This is a genomic window from Clostridium sp. CMCC3677 (assembly GCF_023845585.1).
GTDB classification, from domain to species: Bacteria; Bacillota; Clostridia; order Clostridiales; family Clostridiaceae; genus Clostridium; species Clostridium aquiflavi.
In genome coordinates this window covers 79,194-96,722 of the sequence record NZ_JAMQHS010000001.1, presented here as the reverse complement: position 1 = coordinate 96,722, position 17,529 = coordinate 79,194, and the positions used below count along the sequence as shown (strand labels likewise).

Genomic DNA, 17,529 nt, shown 5'->3' with positions numbered 1-17,529 from the left:
TATTGTTACATTTACTGCTTGTCCTAATTTTATATTGGGAACAAGCTAAAATGGGACTATACTCATTTTAGTGTTCTTAAGTTCAATTACTCCGCCCACTTTGCTTATGCATATATCAACACTCTGCTAAAACATATCCTAAAAATTATAAATTAATTTTACCTTCTTGTCTGAAATAAAATATTCAACTCATATTTAAACTATTATTTTACTTCATATAATAATTCATTAACTGGTAACCCTATAACCTCTGCAATTTCTTCTAAATTTAATCCCATCAATAATAATTTACTTGCAATTTCTAATGATTTTTCTTTTTTTCCACGCTCTTCGCCTCTTTTTTCTGCATTACTAATCATACTAGCACTTTCATATAGAGAGCTTTCTTTCCACCATAAATCATTATTATAATCTTTTTTTTCAATCTTATTTATTATTTTTTTTATTGCTAAATCCATTCCTATTACTTCTTTTAATGTTATTTTAGATTTTATAATTTCCATGAGAATTGACCACCTTTCAAATATATGTAGTGTAGCCCAAGCTAAACTTATTGTATTTATTTTATTAATAAACTACATATGAACAATGTAGTTTAAGTTTATTTTTTAAAATTCTATATTTATATCGTACATACGTTCGTATATTTTTGCAAGTTAATTTATTAATCTAAAGATTAATTCTTCACATATTTTTCTAGTTTTATCTCGCTTTTTCTTTGTTTTTCTAATCCATAAATTTTATTTTTATTATTGGTTGTATTTTAAATATATGTTAATATATGCAATAGATAAAGTTCAATTACTACGTCCAATTTGCTTATGCACATATCAACACAATACTAAAAATTTCCCTATTATTATATTAGGTAATATAATGTATATCTTTTAAAACACTATTTATACTTTTGTACTCAAGTAATTCATTGTTAATATTGAATTTAAATTACCTTTGTGGGATAATTTACTTGTATTTATATTTTGACCTTATTATTACATAAAACAAGGGGGAAAAACTTATGAAATTAAATAAGTACTTATTTCCAATAATATTAGGTATATTATGTAACATCTTTATCGCTTTTGGTACAGATAACTCTATTGTAGAATTATCTTTATCACTAATTACTCTGCTTATAATAATTTCTTATTTATATTACTGTGATAAATCTAAATCCAACGATAATAGTGATGATAACGATTTATCAAATGATAAGGATACAGTATTTAAAAATGTACACTCTATGATTGAAACAATGGGATTTGATGTTGAACATCTTTTATGGATTTCAAAACAAAGTAAAGAAGCATTTTCTCATTTAGTTGAAAAAAATAAAGTTATTTCTGACTTTTCTACTACTAACTTAGCATGTATTGAAACTGTTGAATCTGGTATACATGAAGTTGTTTCTAGTTGTGAAAAAATTGATGAAAGTATATCAACTGTAGAAACCGAAACAAATGATACCCTTACAGTACTTGAAAAAAGTAAAACTTCTATTAGTAATATAATTTCACTATTATCAGAAATGAAAATAATTTCTGATGATTCTTTACAAATAAATTCAAAATTACATGATTCTTCAAAAAGCATAATTAAATTTGTTGAATACATACATGATATTTCTAGTCAAACAAATTTACTTGCTTTAAATGCATCAATTGAAGCTGCTCGTGCTGGTGAAGCAGGAAGAGGCTTTGCTGTTGTAGCTAATGAAATACGAAAACTTGCTGATGAAACAGATAAATTTGCAAGAGAAATAGATGGTATAGTTAAAGATCTTCTTGATAATATAACTGATACTAATTCAGCTACTGAGAATTCTAAAAAAACAATAACTGAACTTGATTCTATTTCTAATGAAACTATTGAAATTTTATCTGACAGCTATGTAGCTATGGGACATATTAAGACTTCTATTTTAAATTTAACAGATGTATCAAAATCAAATACTCAAATTGCATTTGATATTGAACAAGCTCTTACACATTTAACTCATACTATAGAGGATACAAATAGAGAAACTCTTGACTCAATAGATATGATTGAAAGACATGAAAATAAAACTGATCAATTACTTGATTATTGTGCTGCACTAAGTAGTGTATCTGAAAATTTACAATATCAAATGAGTCACCTTAAAGGAGAAAATGAAGTTATAGTTGGTATTAATCCTTTCACATCTCCTGCTGATATAAAGAAGATGTATCTTCCTATCCTAGAAAGATTACTTAAAGGAATCAACTTAACTCCAAGAATGATAATTGTTAAAGATTATGATGCTCTTAGCGATCAAATCAAAAAAGGTACTATTGATATGGGTTGGTTTTCACCATTTGCTTATGTTATAGCTAAAAACAAAGCAAATGTCACACCACTGGTAACCCCTAGAGTTAATGGCAAAACTTATTATAATGGATATATAATAGCTAACAAAAATTCTGGAATTAAAACATTAGCAGATTTGAAAAGCAAAAGCTTTGCTTATGTAGATAAAAATAGTGCATCAGGATACTTATATGCTAGACATATTTTAAAAACAAATAAAATGGATCCTGATAGATTATTCTCTAATGTTTCTTTTGCTGGAAGCCATGATAATGTAATAAATGGAGTTTTAAATGGATCATTTGATGCTGGTGCAACTTATAATGAGGCTCTTGATAAAGCAAAAGAAAATGGTATTAATTTAGATGATTTAATTATAGTTTCTATGACTGATAATATTCAAAAAGATGCTATTGCTGTTAGTCCAGATATGGATTTAGACAGAGCAGAATCTATTAAAAATGCCTTTGTACACTTCAACAATTTCCAAGGTATAACTACACCAGTTAATGGATTCATTGAAGCAAATGATAATGACTATAACTTAATTAGATCAGTTGTGAAAGATTAATTCATAACTATCTATTTTTAATTAACCATTATACTTTAAAATATGTTAATATATGCATACGAAAAGTGGACTAAGTAATTGAAATTAGTCCACTTTTCCTATTGCATATATCAACATGTTAGTAAAACATAGCCGTTAAAAATCTTATTTTATTTCTACAACATCATAACCTTCTTCCTCTATTGCTTCTTTTAAAACAGAATCACTTTCTGTTGTTTCTACTGTAGCACATTTTTCTTGTAAATTTACTTCTACTGATGTTACATTAGCTAAGTTTTCTAATGCCTCTTTTACATGACCTACACAATGATTACAGCTCATTCCTTCAATTATAATTGTCTTTTTCATAAATCTATTCCTCCTTAAAATATTATTTTCTATTTACACTTTAAAATAAGGCTATGTTTTAAAACAGTGTTGATATTGTAGTATAATGGCTAGTCTAACATTAAGCTTTAAAGTTCCTTAGTCTTAGTGCATTTAATAATACTGATACTGAACTAAAACTCATAGCACCTGCAGCTATCATAGGATTTAGTAATGGGCCACCAAATATATGTAGTATTCCCATTGCTACTGGTATTCCTAATATATTGTATCCAAATGCCCATGCTAGGTTTTCTTTTATATTTCTAATGGTTGCTTTACTTAGTTTTATTGCTGTAGTAACATCCATTAAATCACTTTTCATAAGAACTATATCTGCTGATTCAATTGCTACATCAGTTCCTGAACCAATTGCTATACCAATATCAGCTTTAGCAAGAGCTGGAGCATCATTTATTCCATCTCCAACCATTCCAACTTTATCTCCATCTTTTTGCAATTTTGCTACTTCATTTGCTTTATCTTCTGGCAATACTTCTGCTAAAACTATATCTATTCCAACTTGTTTAGCTATTGCGTTTGCAGTATTCTTATTATCACCTGTAATCATGGCAACTTTTATCCCCATTGAATGTAAACTCTCTATAGCTTCTTTACTATTTTCTTTTACAGTATCAGCAACAGCTATTATGCCTTTTAATTCAGAATTTATTGATATATACATAGGTGTTTTTCCCTCATTAGACAATCTTTCTGATTGTTCATCTAATGACGATATATCTACATTTTTTTCTTTCATTAGCTTCTTATTTCCCAGGAAAATATTTTTTTCGTCAATTAATACCTCTATACCGTGACCTGGGATTGCATTAAATTTATTAATTTCTTTTAACTTTAATTTCCTATCTTCAGCTTCTTTTACAATTGCTTCTCCAAGTGGATGCTCTGACCCCTTTTCAGCACTTGCTGCTAAGCTTAATATTTCATTCTCAGTTATATTATTAACTAAAACATCTGTAACTTTAGGTTTTCCTTCAGTTATAGTTCCTGTTTTATCAAATACTATTGTGTTTAATTTATATGTTGTCTCTAAGGCTTCTCCACCTTTTATTAAAACTCCATTTTCTGCACCTTTTCCTGTTCCAACCATAATTGCTGTTGGGGTTGCAAGACCTAATGCACAAGGACATGCTATTACTAATACAGATATAAATATAGTTAATGCAAATATCATTGACTCTCCTGCTACAAGCCATGCAACTGCTGAAATTACAGCTAAACCTATAACTATAGGTACAAAATATGCTGAAATAACATCTGCTAATTTTGCTATAGGTGCTTTTGATCCTTGAGCTTCTTCAACTAATTTAACAATTTGAGCTAATGCAGTATCTTTTCCAACTTTAGTAGCCTTATATTTAATAAATCCAGTTTTATTTATACTTGCGCCAATTACAGTACTTCCAGTTTCTTTTTCTACAGGAATACTTTCACCAGTAAGCATAGATTCATCAATTGATGTAATGCCTTCTATTACTTCACCATCTACAGGTAATTTTTCTCCTGGTTTTACTAAAACAATGTCTCCAGCAACAACTTCTTCAACTGGAATAATAGTTTCTATGCCATTTCTTATAACAGTAGCATTTTTAGGAGCTAAACCCATTAATGCTTTTATTGCTTGAGATGTCTTTCCTTTTGATACAGCTTCTAAACATTTACCAAGTGTTATTAATGTTAATATTACAGCTGCTGATTCAAAATATAAATGCATTGCATATTCACTATTACCTTGATTTATCTTAACTATTGCAAATATTCCATATAAAAATGCTGCTAAGGTTCCTATTGATATTAATGAATCCATATTAGGACTTAATTTAAAAAGATTCTTTATTCCTACTTTGTAAAATTTATATCCAACTAACATAACTGGAAGTGTCAATACAACTTGTATTAAAGCAAAATTTAATGGATTGATAATTGGATCAATTATACTTGGAAGATACATTCCCACCATATGCCCCATACTAATTATTAGTAATGGAACTGTTAGTATCGCAGAAATTATAAATCTATTTAGCAATTCTTTAGCTGGATTGCTATCTTTATTACCTTCTTTAGCTTTATATTCTTTTTCAATTTTATAACCTGCTTTTTCTACAGCAGCTTTTATGTCAGAATATCCTGCTAAATCTTCGTCAACCACTATAGTTATCTTTTCAGTAGCAAAATTAACATTTGATTCCTGAACACCTTCTAGCTTTTTAGTTACCCTTTCAACTCTATTAGCGCATGCTGAACAAGTCATTCCCTCTACTTTTAAGTTATAAGTTTTTATATTTTTCTTAACACCATATCCAGCTTTTACGACTTTTTCTTCTATGTCTTTATCTTGTAGTTTATTTTCATCAAACTCAACACTAAGAGTTTCAGTTGCAAAATTAACGTTAGATTTTTCTACTCCATCTAATTTTCCAACAACTCTTTCAACTCTATTTGCACAAGCTGAGCATGTCATTCCATTAATCTTAAATGATTTTTTTTGCATACATTATTCCTTTCTTTTTATAAATATATTTATTAGCAATATTGATGTTATTGTATATAGGCGCAGTGGCATTGAAATTTGCTTTTTAGAATTCTTAATGAAGATTTGTTGAATTAATTGCTTGTCACAATGTTTCATTGGGAACACGCATTAATTAGACTAATCTTTATTTTTAGATTTCTTAAAGTAAATTTCTCAGTCCACGAGCTTTTATACTATAACATCAACACATTTAAAATATGTTGTAAATTATATTTTAAATCCTACTTAGAAAGTATTTTTTCTAATACTTTATTCATTTCTTCTATCTTTTCATCGGGATTATTATTAAGACATGCTTCTTTAACACAATGACGTAAATGCCCTTGTAATATCATTAAATCAGCTTTTTTAAGTAATGATTGTGCCGCTAATATTTGATTTGCTACATCTATACAATACCTATTATCTTCTATCATTTTTATTATCCCTTCAATTTGTCCTTTTGCTGTTTTTAAAGATTGTAATGCTTTTTTTCTTTCTTCACTCATGCTTTATCCTCCCACCCCCGGGTAGGGGGTCTGTATTTATATCTAATTATAGACTTGTTTATAAATTTGTCAAGAATATTATATTTTTTACCAGATTTTTAAATTTAGCTATGTTTTAAGTGAATGTTAATATTTTATAATTTCTTATACAAAAAAATACCTTAATAAACTTAGTATTTTAAATTTATTAAGGTATTATTCTTATAACTTATGTCTTTTTTTAACCAATATCGATAAAGCTTCTTCTGATAAATTAGCAAAGTATTTAGCACAATTTATTATTGCATTTTCATCTACTGCAAATTTAGGGTGATGATGTGCAAATGATTTGCCTGTTCCAAAAATTATGAATGCACCTGGAATAGTTTCTTGATAATAAGCAAAATCTTCTCCTTCTAATCCCATTGAATTTTCACTTACCTTATATCCCATTCTTTTTCCTATTTGAGATGCAATATTTACCCATTCTTTTTCATTATTTGTAGCTGGATGTCCCTGATGCCATATGAATTCAGCTTTTCCTCCAAATGACTCTGCTATTCCATTAATAAGACTACTCATTCTTTTTGGAATCAACTCTCTTGTTTCTTTATCTAATGTTCTAACTGTTCCTTCCATATAAGCATAGTCAGGTATTATATTCCATGAATTTCCACTTTCTATATGAGTTATACTTAAAAGTGCATCATTAATTGGACTTACATTTCTACTTATAATAGTTTGTAGAGCATTTATAATATTTGATGATATTATAATTGGATCAATGCTTTTTTCCGGTTTTGCTGCATGACTCCCAATACCTGATATCTTTATTTCAAATCTATCCACAGCTGCTGTCATTGCTCCAGATTTTATTCCGATTATCCCAACATCTAAATTAGGAACATTATGCAAACCGAAAATAGCTTCAACATCATCTAAAGCTCCTGTATCAATTATTTTTTTAGCTCCTTTTGAACTTTCTTCACTAGGCTCAAATATAAATTTAACTGTTCCTATTAAATCTCTTTGGCTTTTCTTTATTAAATAAGCTGCACCTAAAATTGCTGCCATATGAAAATCATGACCACACGCATGCATTTTACCATTGTTTTTAGATTTATAAGACAAAACACTTTCTTCTTTTATAGGTAGAGCATCTATATCGCATCTTATTGCAACTATTGGTCCATTAGGATTACCTTTCACTTCAGCTATAAGGCCTGTCTTTAAATCAGTATGTAAAATATCTATATCTACTTCTTGTAGTAATTTTTTTATCATATTTGTAGTTTCAAACTCTTCATTTGATAGTTCTGGATTTTGATGCAAAATATGATACAAGTTTATAAGTTCTTCTTCCAAATTATCTATTTTCTCTAACAGCTTATCATTAATCATTGTTATTCCCCCTGTAATATACCTTAAATTATAGCATCCATTTTAGTTATGTAAATATATACTACTGTATAAACTACCTTTTAATAATTATTATATTATATGTCTTGATAAATAATAATAATTATTATATAATATTAAATATATTCGGAGGTGAATATTATGATTAACATAGGTGAATTAGCTCCTAATTTTACTCTTCAAGGGTGTGATGAAAAAATCCACAGTTTAAATGATTATAAAGGTAAAAAAGTAATTTTATATTTTTATCCAAAAGATAATACACCTGGATGTACAGCTGAGGCTTGTGATTTCAGAGATAATTATAATATTATTGAAAATAAAAATACTGTAGTTATCGGAATAAGTAAGGATAATTTAAATTCACACAATAAATTTATAAGCAAATTTAATTTGCCATTTATCTTATTAAGTGATGAAGAAAAAACAGTTTGCAAGTTATATGATGTTATAAAAGAAAAAAATATGTTTGGTAAAAAAGTTCTTGGAATTGAACGAAGCACTTTTATAATCGATGAAAACGGAATACTTGTTAAAGAATTTAGAAAAGTTAAAGTAAAAGGACATATTGAAGAAGTGTTATCTAATATATAATTATATTTAGAAAATCAATTTAATTTTGTATTTTCTTTTAATAAATTTTTAAAAACTAATTTTTGATTCACATACCTAATTTTTAATTATAGCTGACTTTATTGTCAGCTATAATATTTTTTATATAGATCCTCTCTCCTATCATCTTTAACATTAAATTTCGCTCTTGATTTAAATACTTGCTCTAATTTAATTTCTTGTATTATAAGTTCTTCTTTATCGCTTAAATCATTTAATATATCTCCCCATGGACTGACAATAGCAGATTGGCCATTATATTTTATTCCGTCACCTTCTCCTAATCTATTGATACCTATAATATAACTTTGAGTTTCTAGCGCTCTAACTTTTAAAAAGCTTATCCATTCTTCAATTTTTGACTTTGGCCAATTAGCTGCGACAGTTATTGCCTGCGTATTTCTTGAAGCTACTTGAAAAATTTCAGGAAACCTTAAGTCATAACAAATAAATGATGCTAAAGAAAATTGTCCTATTTTATAATTTTGAATGTTCATACCATTATGATATGCTTTTGGCTCTCCACCATATGTAAACAAGTGTATTTTAGTATAATCAGATATAACCTCTCCAAAATTAGATATTATAAGATAATTATTCAATGCCTTGGAATCAATTTTCTTACCATATCCAAGACCTATATTTATATTATTTTTTATAGCTAATTCACGACACCATTCGATTATTTTATCTTGTGATAAAGTTAACTTATTTATATTTAATGTTACTCCTGTTAAAGTCATTTCTGGAAAAAGTATTAATTCTACATTTTTTCTTGATGCTTCTTTAATTAAAGTTTCAACTTTATTCATGTTTATTAATTCATTTTCCCATATTATATCAATTTGACCAATTCCTATAACCATATTAACGCCTCCTTCTTTATTAATATTAATATATATTTTATTTTTAATACAACTAAAATTAACCAGTTTTACAAATAAAAATACCTCAAACTAATTTCAGTTCAAGGTATTTCATTCTTTAGCAAATTATATTTTATTTTTTTATCTAGGTAAATTACTTAACTGTTCTGCATAATCAATGTACCAATCTTCTACATCACCAAATGTTCCAACTATATCCATATGATCCGTATTTATAAGTGTTGGCATAACATTCCATTGACCAACTTTAGGTTGTCCGTTGAATTTTTTAATCACATCATTAGAACCTAATCTAGGACCTTCTTGACTTATTGAATTTACAATGCCATCATTATCAAACCATTCGTCATCTATAATAGGACCTTTATAATTACGTGTATAGTTTCCCATTTTAGTTGCACTTGGATAAAATAATGGATTCATAGGACCTATTTGTGGTACAGCATAACCTGTTATTAATAATTTTTTTGTAGCTTTTGTTACCCATGAAAAATAATATACATCAGGTTGAGCTTTTACCCATTTATTTAGTTCTTCAGCTCCATAAGTTGATAAATCATATGGTCCTATATCTTTTGTTCCAGACCATATATTACTATCTAAAACCCTTTTATTATAATTTATATATGATTCTCCAGGTTGTTTTTTTAGTCCAAATTGGTCTAATTTAAAATCATATAAACAATTAGATAAATTATCTTTCCCATTTATTGTTCCTAATATTCCCAATGAAACATTTATCAATTTTTTTGCTGGCATTACATCTGATAATGTTGTTCCATCATTAGGTGTTGATATTGTGGTAACACTTCTAACCCAATGTTTTCCACCCATAAATAAAGCACATATATTTTCTTGATCATAATTTCTTTCTTCTTCACTACCTTCACTTAAAAGTTGAGTAAGTGTACGTACTGTTTGTCCACCCATACTATGACCTATAAGATGAATTTTATTAGCATCACTTACATCTTTATATATACCTTCAAAAGTTCTGCCATATCTTTCATGTCCATATTTTTTAGCATGTGCTGCACCATAATCAACTGTTCCACCAACTATGTATGCGTATAACTCACAAGCTCTATCCCAGTTACTTGAAACAGGACCTACTGTTGCTGTGTAAGTTTCGTATCCTTGATTCCTCAAACTTTCTTGAATATCAACAATACCACCCCAGTATTTATATCCTAATAATTCATCCCTTCCAAATCCCATAAATCCATGAACTAATACTATCGGATATTTGTTTCCTTCCTCAATAACTTCACTTTTAATATCAGGATATTGTAATGGTTCTTGTTCTATAATTTCACCTTGAGCTTCAACTTTTGATTTACTATCGAAATCTTCACTATTAGGTAATTCTATTGTATCTGGTATTTCTAAACCTTCAGCTTCATTCTCCGTTTTTGATTCTTTTAAAATTTCTTTAACTTCATTTAGCTGATCTTCTTCTTTTTTATTATTTGATTCATGATTTAAACTTTCATCATTTAAATTCTCTTTATTATTTTCTATAGTTGGTTCATTTTTTGTGCTATTTTCAATTTCATTCAAAATAAAATCATTAGATGATTTACTCTCTTCTATAATAATTGAATTTGTTGATTCAACAGCCATAACAGGTGCTGAAAAACTTGTAAAAGCAACTGAAATTGCTAAAGCAGTAATTCCTAAAATTTTTACTAAAGATCTCTTCATTACACTTCACCTCATTAAAATTAAATTTAGGTAATTTAAAAGCAAAGACATTATTTCAAGAATTAGAGAGAATTTAACTTCCCTCTAAATTCTTTAATTTTTAATTGTTTTCTGGTAATGAACTTAATTGATTACAAAGATTTAAATACCATCCTTGAACATTAGCAAAACGTCCTATTATATCTTCATGATCTAAATTTATAAGTGTAGGCATTGCATTCCATTTTCCTATTTCAGGATTTCCATTATAATCAATTATTACATCATTAGATCCTAATTTAGGACCATTTTCACTTATGCAGTTTACATAACCATCATTTGGCCACCAATCTTTATTAATTATTGGTTTACCATTTTCATGACGAGTATATTTACCCATTGCTAAAGTATTCTTATAGAACATTAAATTCATTACTCCTGGTTGCGGAATAGAGTGACCTGTAAGTATTGATTCCTTTGTACCACAAACTGTCCATGAGAAATAATAAACATTAGGTTGTGCTTTTACCCATTTATTAAGTTCTTCTGCTCCATATGTTGTTAAATCATAAGTACCAATATCTTTAGTTCCACTCCAAATATCGCTACTTAATACACGTCCAAGGTAATGAAGTTGTGATTCATTGTCCCTCTTTGTTAATCCCCATTGATCTAATTTAAAATCAAATACATTTTGAACTAGAGAATTATGACCTGTTGCTGATCCTAAAACTCCAAATAGTGGGCTTACAACATCTACTACAGGATTAGCATCTGCTGCTGTTGTGCCATCATTTGGTGTTGCTATTGTTGTTACACTACGAATCCAATCATTTCCTCCTTTAAATAACGGTGAAAGATTGTTTTGATCATAGTTTCTTTCTTCGTCACTACCTTCACTTAAAAGTTGCGTAATTGTACGCACTGTTTGTCCACCCATACTATGTCCAACTAAATGAATTTTATTTTTATCACTTATTTTATTATATAATCCTGGATATGTTCTACCATACCTTGCATGTCCATACTTTTCAGAATGAGCTGCACCATAGTCTACTCTTCCACCAACTATATAAGCATAAAGCTCACAAGCTCTATCCCAGTTACTTGAAGCTGGTGCTACAGTTGCTGTATAAACTTCATATCCTTTATCTCTCATTTTCTCTTGAAGGTCTATAGCGCCTCCCCAGTATTTAAATCCAGCTACTTCATTTCTTCCCCATCCCATAAATCCATGTACTAGAACTATTGGATAATCGTTACTTTGTGAAGTCGAGTCTAAATTTGATGTATCTAGTGCTTCTATTGGTTCTTCAGCTTCAATTGCCTGTGTTGATTCTGTTAAAATTGATGAGCCTTCTGTAATTTCAGTAGCATTAACCCCTGCAGGAAAAGTGGTTACAGTCATTGCTACTGCTAATAAAGAAATTCCTAATAATTTAGTTAAAGACTTTTTCATTTCTACACCCCTATACAATATTTTTAACATAATAATCTCTTAATCTCTTCTCTTGTTAAATAACTGCATAGAATTAATAAATATTTACATTTAAAAGTTAGATATTAAAATACCTTTGTAATAAGACTTGTCTACATTACTTTTATATTAAATGTAAAATATATTAATAATTCTTATTTATTAAATATATTAAAATTTAAAATATATCTACTGCTATAAATAAGTTGAATTTTTATTTTTTAATTAATTTCTCAGTGTTAAATTTTATAGGTTATTTAGAATTTTTAATTTATAGAGAATTTTTCTAGTGTTTATTGATTTGATAGTTTAATTAATTTTTTAAAGTCCCCCCCCTTTTTTATAAACTATTAACTATTTATATGTTAAAAGTGACAATTAATTATATAAATATATGAAAATAACATTACTCTTAATTTAAACGTTTACTTAAAGGCTTGTATACATATTATTCATATATTTATTAACTACATATTTAAATTGTGTTAAGTAAAATAGTTAATTTATCTTTAAGAATAGATATATTAAATAAAAATATATATTTAATCATTTTAAAATAATAAGATTTTATTTATAGATATTACTTAACTAATTAAAAATTTTATGTATTATTTCTAAAAATCCTTTTTTATGAAATTTACTTAATTATATTCCTAGTTTTTTGAATTTTCAATATTTTTTGGTTTTTTTTCAAAATTTTATTATAATGTGATTTTATTATACATTTATTTACTTTTTTGATCCTGTATATAACTATTTTTTATCATTTTTTTATCTATAATCTTTTTATTTTTAAATATAATTTTAATCTTAGTAAACAAGCTAATCAAAAATATAAGTCATTGATTAGCTTGCAAAAGTCTATTTAATAAATATTAAACTATTATTCTGGTAATGAGCTTAATTGTTTACAACGATCAATATACCATTGAGTTACATTACCATAACGTCCTATTATATCTTCATGATCTACATTTATAAGTGTAGGCATAGCATTCCATTGACCTTTTACAGGTGTACCATCATATTCTCTTATAATATCATTTGAACCTAATTTAGGACCATTTTGGCTAATACAGTTTACATAACCATCATTTTGCCACCAGCTCTTATCAATAACGGGTCTGCCTGAATTATCATTACGAGTAAATTTACCCATCATAAGTGAATTAACATAGAAATTCTTATTCATAACACCTGGCTCAGGGATATGATGTCCAGTAAGTTTTGATGGTTTTGTTGCACTAGTTGTCCATGAGAAATAATAAACATTTGGTTGTGCTTTTACCCATTTATTCAATTCTTCTCCACCATATGTGCTTAAATCATAAGAACATATATCTGTAGTCCTCTCCCAAATTCTACTACTTAAAACACGTCCTATATAATGTGCTTGAGTTTCATGATCTTGTTTTGCTAATCCCCATTGATCTAATTTAAAGTCAAAATAATCACTTAAAATACTATTTGATCCTGTTAATACTCCAGCTACACCACATAGCGGAGTTATATAATCAACAAATGGTATTGAATCTGATAATGTTGTTCCATCATTTGGAGTAGATATTGTTGTTACGCTATGAATCCAATCATTACCACCATTAAATAGTGGTGACATATCGTTTTGACCATAGTTTCTTTCTTCTTCACTACCTTCATTTAACAATTGTGTAAATGCACGAACTGTTTGTCCACCTTGACTGTGTCCAACAATATGAATTTTATTTTCATTACTTATTTTTTTGTATATACCTGGATATGTCTTACCATATCTATCATGTCCATATTTTGCTGCATGAGATGCACCATAATCTACTCTACCACCCATTATATAAGCGTAAAGTTCACAAGATCTATCCCAGTTACTTGAAATAGGTCCTACTGCTGCAGTATAAACTTCATATCCTGCATCTCGCATTTTTTCTTGAAGATCTACAGTTCCGCCCCAGTATTTAAAACCTAATTTTTCATCTCTTCCCCAGCCCATGCATCCATGAACTAATACAATAGGATATTTATTGTGATCTCCTTTTAATGTTTCTAAATTAATTCCATCTTCATTTAATGACTCTTGTATTGCTATCACACTATTTTGTGTTTGTGAATCTGCACTTTCTGCCGCTTCCTCTATTGTTGGTTCGTTAATTGAATCAAGTGCTTTTACATTGGTTGGAAAAGTAGTTACTATCATAGCAACTGCTAATAAAGAAATTCCTAATATTTTTGTTAAAGATTTTTTCATTTTTACACCCCTATACAATATTTTAACTAATCTCTTAATCTCTTCTCGAGTTAAATTGACTGTATAGAATTAATAACTATTTACATTTTAATTTTGTAATTGTTTACAAAGAAGATAAGTAACTTTACTCAAAATTAAATATAAAACTTAGCAGTTAATTCTTAATTTATTAAATATATTAAAATAATAAATATATCTACTATCAGTAATAAATTAGTACCTTAACTTCAGCATTTAGATTTAATGTCGCACTAAATTTAATATAGCTTTTTTCAGTAATGTTTTCTTAATAAAATTCATTTAAATTTTTAGTACATAAATAGTTATTATCTTTTGTAAAATTTCTTTTAATATTGTTTCATTATCCCAATTTAACACTTCACCCCTATACGTCCCCCCTCATTTTTTAATTGTTAACTATTTTCAATACATACTTTTTAATTTAACAATATATTAGAATCATTAAATATATGTCTACAATTCTTTAATATTTACAAGACTATAATTTAATATGCTACAATAACTGTTAATGCATAAAGTAAAATAGTTAATTGATCCCTAAAATAAATATAATAAAATATTAAAATATATTTAATCTTTTTTAATATAATGTATTTTAGTTCTACTAATTCAGTAAATTACTCTTTTTATCTAGTCTATATTGTAAATCATTTTATGTTTTTATAATGTTAATATAAATTCAAGTTATTTTTTACACATTTAATTTTATATTCTATTATTTTTTATTATATTCCTACAATTTTGAATTTTCAATCTTTTTAAGTACATAATTGTAAATTTGTTTTTAATTTCCATATAATAATATAAGGTTTTAATATGATTATTTTTTATTATATAAACTAATTTTTAATATTAATTTATATTTAATAAATCTAAAAATCACCAAATTCTCAATAATTACATGTATATTATAATAAAATATTACAAAAATGTATTAATTTATATAATATTTTTAATTGATATGCTATAATAATTGTTGTAAATATTTACCGTTACATTTTTTAAAATATTTTTATTATATGGAAGGGGAACAATTTATGAAAAGATTAAGAGATCAAATTATATGTATTAATATAGTTTTAGTTTTATTGGTTTCTGCTGTTATATTACTTATCTCATCTAATCAGATGAAAAATGTAGTAAATGCATCAATTAATCAATATGAACTTAATTTAATGGAAAACTATGATCAAAACATAAAACTACAAGTTGAAAACGTAATTTCTTTATTAAATGGGATTTATGAAAAACAAATAAATGGTGAAATAACTGAAGAACAAGCAAAAAGTTTGTCAAAAGATATGATAAAGTCTTTAAGGTATAACGGTGATGGTTACTTTTGGATTGATGGAATAGATTCAACATTAATTGCACATCCAATGATTCCAGAACAAGAAGGAAGTAATAGAACTAGTCTTAAAGATGCAAATGGACATATGATAGTTCAAGAAATAATAAAAGTTGCTAGAAATGGTGGCTATACCGATTTTTACTTCACAAAACCAAATGAAGAAGGTACTCATCCAAAAAGATCTTATTCAAAATTATTTGAACCATATGGGTGGATTATAACAACAGGAAACTACATAGACGATATAGACCAAGCAATTAATATGAAAACAGAAGAATTGAAAAATAATTTTAATCAGAATAGAAATATATTATTATTTGCATTATTCATATTGTTAATTATAACTGTAATATTATCATTATTTATTATTCGTCCAATTACAAGAGCTCTAAATAAAATAGTAGCCTTAGCTGAACGTTTATCAAATTATGATTTCTCAAATAATATAGAAGTTAAATCAAAAAATGAACTCGGTAGAGCTGGTATATCTTTAAATAAAGCTCAAGAAAATATAAGAAATTTAATAAATAGTATTATTCAGAAATCTAGTGATTTATCATCTTCTGCAGAAGAACTTTCTGCATCTACAGAAGAAGTTTCTTGTAAATTAAGTGAGATAAATGAATCCACTGAAGGAATAGTAAATAAAATGTCGGATAGCACAACTGTAGCACTTGATGTCAATTTAACTATTTCAAACATAGCAAAAAATACTAATACTCTATCTACTAGTTCAAAAAAAGAAACTGAAACTCTTATTAATTTTAGAGATAAGGCTCTAGAATTAAAAAATCATACAAATGAAGTTTTAAAATATATAAATAATTTATATCATGAAAAAGAAATTAATATTAAAGATGCTATTAAAGCTGGTAAGGTTACAGAAGAAATATATGTTATGGTTGAAACTATATCAAGTATTGCTAATCAAACTAATTTATTAGCTTTAAATGCAGCAATTGAATCAGCTCATGCTGGAGAAGCTGGTAAAGGTTTTGCAATTGTAGCATCTCAAGTAAAAGCATTATCTGAACAATCTATGGAAGCTGTAAAATCTATTGAAGATATTGTAAATAAAGTTCAACTAGTATTTAAAAGTTTATGTGCTGATAGTAATGATATACTTGAATTCTTTAACAAAGACATTACTCCAAAATTAGATGAATTCTTAAAAGTATCTGAATATTATTATAATAATTTAAATTTGGTAAGTAATGCAGCTAATGAAACGTATACTATATCTAGAAATCTAAATTCATCCACAAGTGAAATAGCAAGTGCTATTGATAATATGTCTAGCAATTCAACACAAGCTTCTAGCAGTTCAGAAACTATATTAGAAAATATAACAGAAACTGTTAATAATATGGATGTAGTTGCAGAGACTGCTGAAATACAAGCTAACTTAGCATGTGAATTAATTAATTTAGTTGATAAATTTAAATTATAATATAATATTAAAAATTTAAAAACTTTTGGGACAGTAGATAATTTTTGTATAATATAAGCATAGATGAAAGTCACATTAGTGATAGACATCTATGCTTATTT

At 27.1% G+C, this 17,529-nt stretch carries 12 protein-coding genes; 3 read left to right on the top strand and 9 right to left on the bottom strand.

What is annotated here, in order from left to right; genetic code table 11:
• Positions 1-203: 203 nt before the first annotated feature.
• The gene (locus NG901_RS00400; protein ID WP_252211672.1) at positions 204-503 is read right to left on the bottom strand and encodes a hypothetical protein; all 300 of its coding nucleotides are present in this window, start codon (positions 501-503) and stop codon (positions 204-206) included.
• 515 nt (positions 504-1,018) lie between these two features.
• Between NG901_RS00400 and phnD the strand changes: the two genes are divergently transcribed.
• Positions 1,019-2,899, top strand: a complete 1,881-nt coding sequence (gene phnD, locus NG901_RS00395; RefSeq protein WP_252211671.1) for a phosphate/phosphite/phosphonate ABC transporter substrate-binding protein — start codon at positions 1,019-1,021, stop codon at positions 2,897-2,899.
• Between the two features lie 144 nt (positions 2,900-3,043).
• Here phnD and NG901_RS00390 read toward each other — a convergent pair whose 3' ends face one another.
• The 4 genes from NG901_RS00390 to NG901_RS00375 all read right to left on the bottom strand — a co-directional run bounded on the left by NG901_RS00390 (position 3,044) and on the right by NG901_RS00375 (position 7,687).
• The gene (locus NG901_RS00390) at positions 3,044-3,247 is read right to left on the bottom strand and encodes a heavy-metal-associated domain-containing protein (RefSeq protein WP_252211670.1); all 204 of its coding nucleotides are present in this window, start codon (positions 3,245-3,247) and stop codon (positions 3,044-3,046) included.
• Positions 3,248-3,347: 100 nt separating this feature from the next.
• Positions 3,348-5,777: a heavy metal translocating P-type ATPase gene (locus NG901_RS00385; RefSeq protein WP_252211669.1), complete on the bottom strand. Its 2,430-nt coding sequence runs from the start codon at positions 5,775-5,777 to the stop codon at positions 3,348-3,350.
• A 263-nt stretch (positions 5,778-6,040) separates the two neighbouring features.
• Positions 6,041-6,307: a metal-sensing transcriptional repressor gene (locus NG901_RS00380; protein WP_252211668.1), complete on the bottom strand. Its 267-nt coding sequence runs from the start codon at positions 6,305-6,307 to the stop codon at positions 6,041-6,043.
• A 201-nt stretch (positions 6,308-6,508) separates the two neighbouring features.
• Positions 6,509-7,687 carry an amidohydrolase gene (locus NG901_RS00375; protein ID WP_252211667.1) on the bottom strand — a complete coding sequence of 393 codons (1,179 nt, stop codon included), beginning with the start codon at positions 7,685-7,687 and terminating at the stop codon, positions 6,509-6,511.
• 159 nt (positions 7,688-7,846) lie between these two features.
• Between NG901_RS00375 and bcp the strand changes: the two genes are divergently transcribed.
• Complete coding sequence (bcp, locus tag NG901_RS00370) at positions 7,847-8,299, top strand: thioredoxin-dependent thiol peroxidase (protein ID WP_252211666.1); 453 nt, start codon at positions 7,847-7,849, stop codon at positions 8,297-8,299.
• A 104-nt stretch (positions 8,300-8,403) separates the two neighbouring features.
• Here the strand turns inward: bcp and NG901_RS00365 are convergent, their stop codons facing one another.
• The 4 genes from NG901_RS00365 to NG901_RS00350 all read right to left on the bottom strand — a co-directional run bounded on the left by NG901_RS00365 (position 8,404) and on the right by NG901_RS00350 (position 14,606).
• Positions 8,404-9,183 carry a nitrilase-related carbon-nitrogen hydrolase gene (locus NG901_RS00365; protein WP_252211665.1) on the bottom strand — a complete coding sequence of 260 codons (780 nt, stop codon included), beginning with the start codon at positions 9,181-9,183 and terminating at the stop codon, positions 8,404-8,406.
• Positions 9,184-9,324: 141 nt separating this feature from the next.
• Complete coding sequence (locus tag NG901_RS00360) at positions 9,325-10,908, bottom strand: esterase/lipase family protein (protein WP_252211664.1); 1,584 nt, start codon at positions 10,906-10,908, stop codon at positions 9,325-9,327.
• A gap of 100 nt (positions 10,909-11,008) precedes the next feature.
• Positions 11,009-12,346: an esterase/lipase family protein gene (locus NG901_RS00355; protein ID WP_252211663.1), complete on the bottom strand. Its 1,338-nt coding sequence runs from the start codon at positions 12,344-12,346 to the stop codon at positions 11,009-11,011.
• A gap of 901 nt (positions 12,347-13,247) precedes the next feature.
• Positions 13,248-14,606, bottom strand: coding sequence for an esterase/lipase family protein (locus NG901_RS00350; protein ID WP_252211662.1), 1,359 nt, complete (start codon positions 14,604-14,606; stop codon positions 13,248-13,250).
• 1,058 nt (positions 14,607-15,664) lie between these two features.
• On the opposite strand from NG901_RS00350, the gene NG901_RS00345 reads away from it, so the two are divergent.
• Entirely contained in the window at positions 15,665-17,428 is a 1,764-nt protein-coding gene (locus NG901_RS00345) for a methyl-accepting chemotaxis protein (protein WP_252211661.1), read from the top strand.
• Positions 17,429-17,529: the final 101 nt, after the last annotated feature.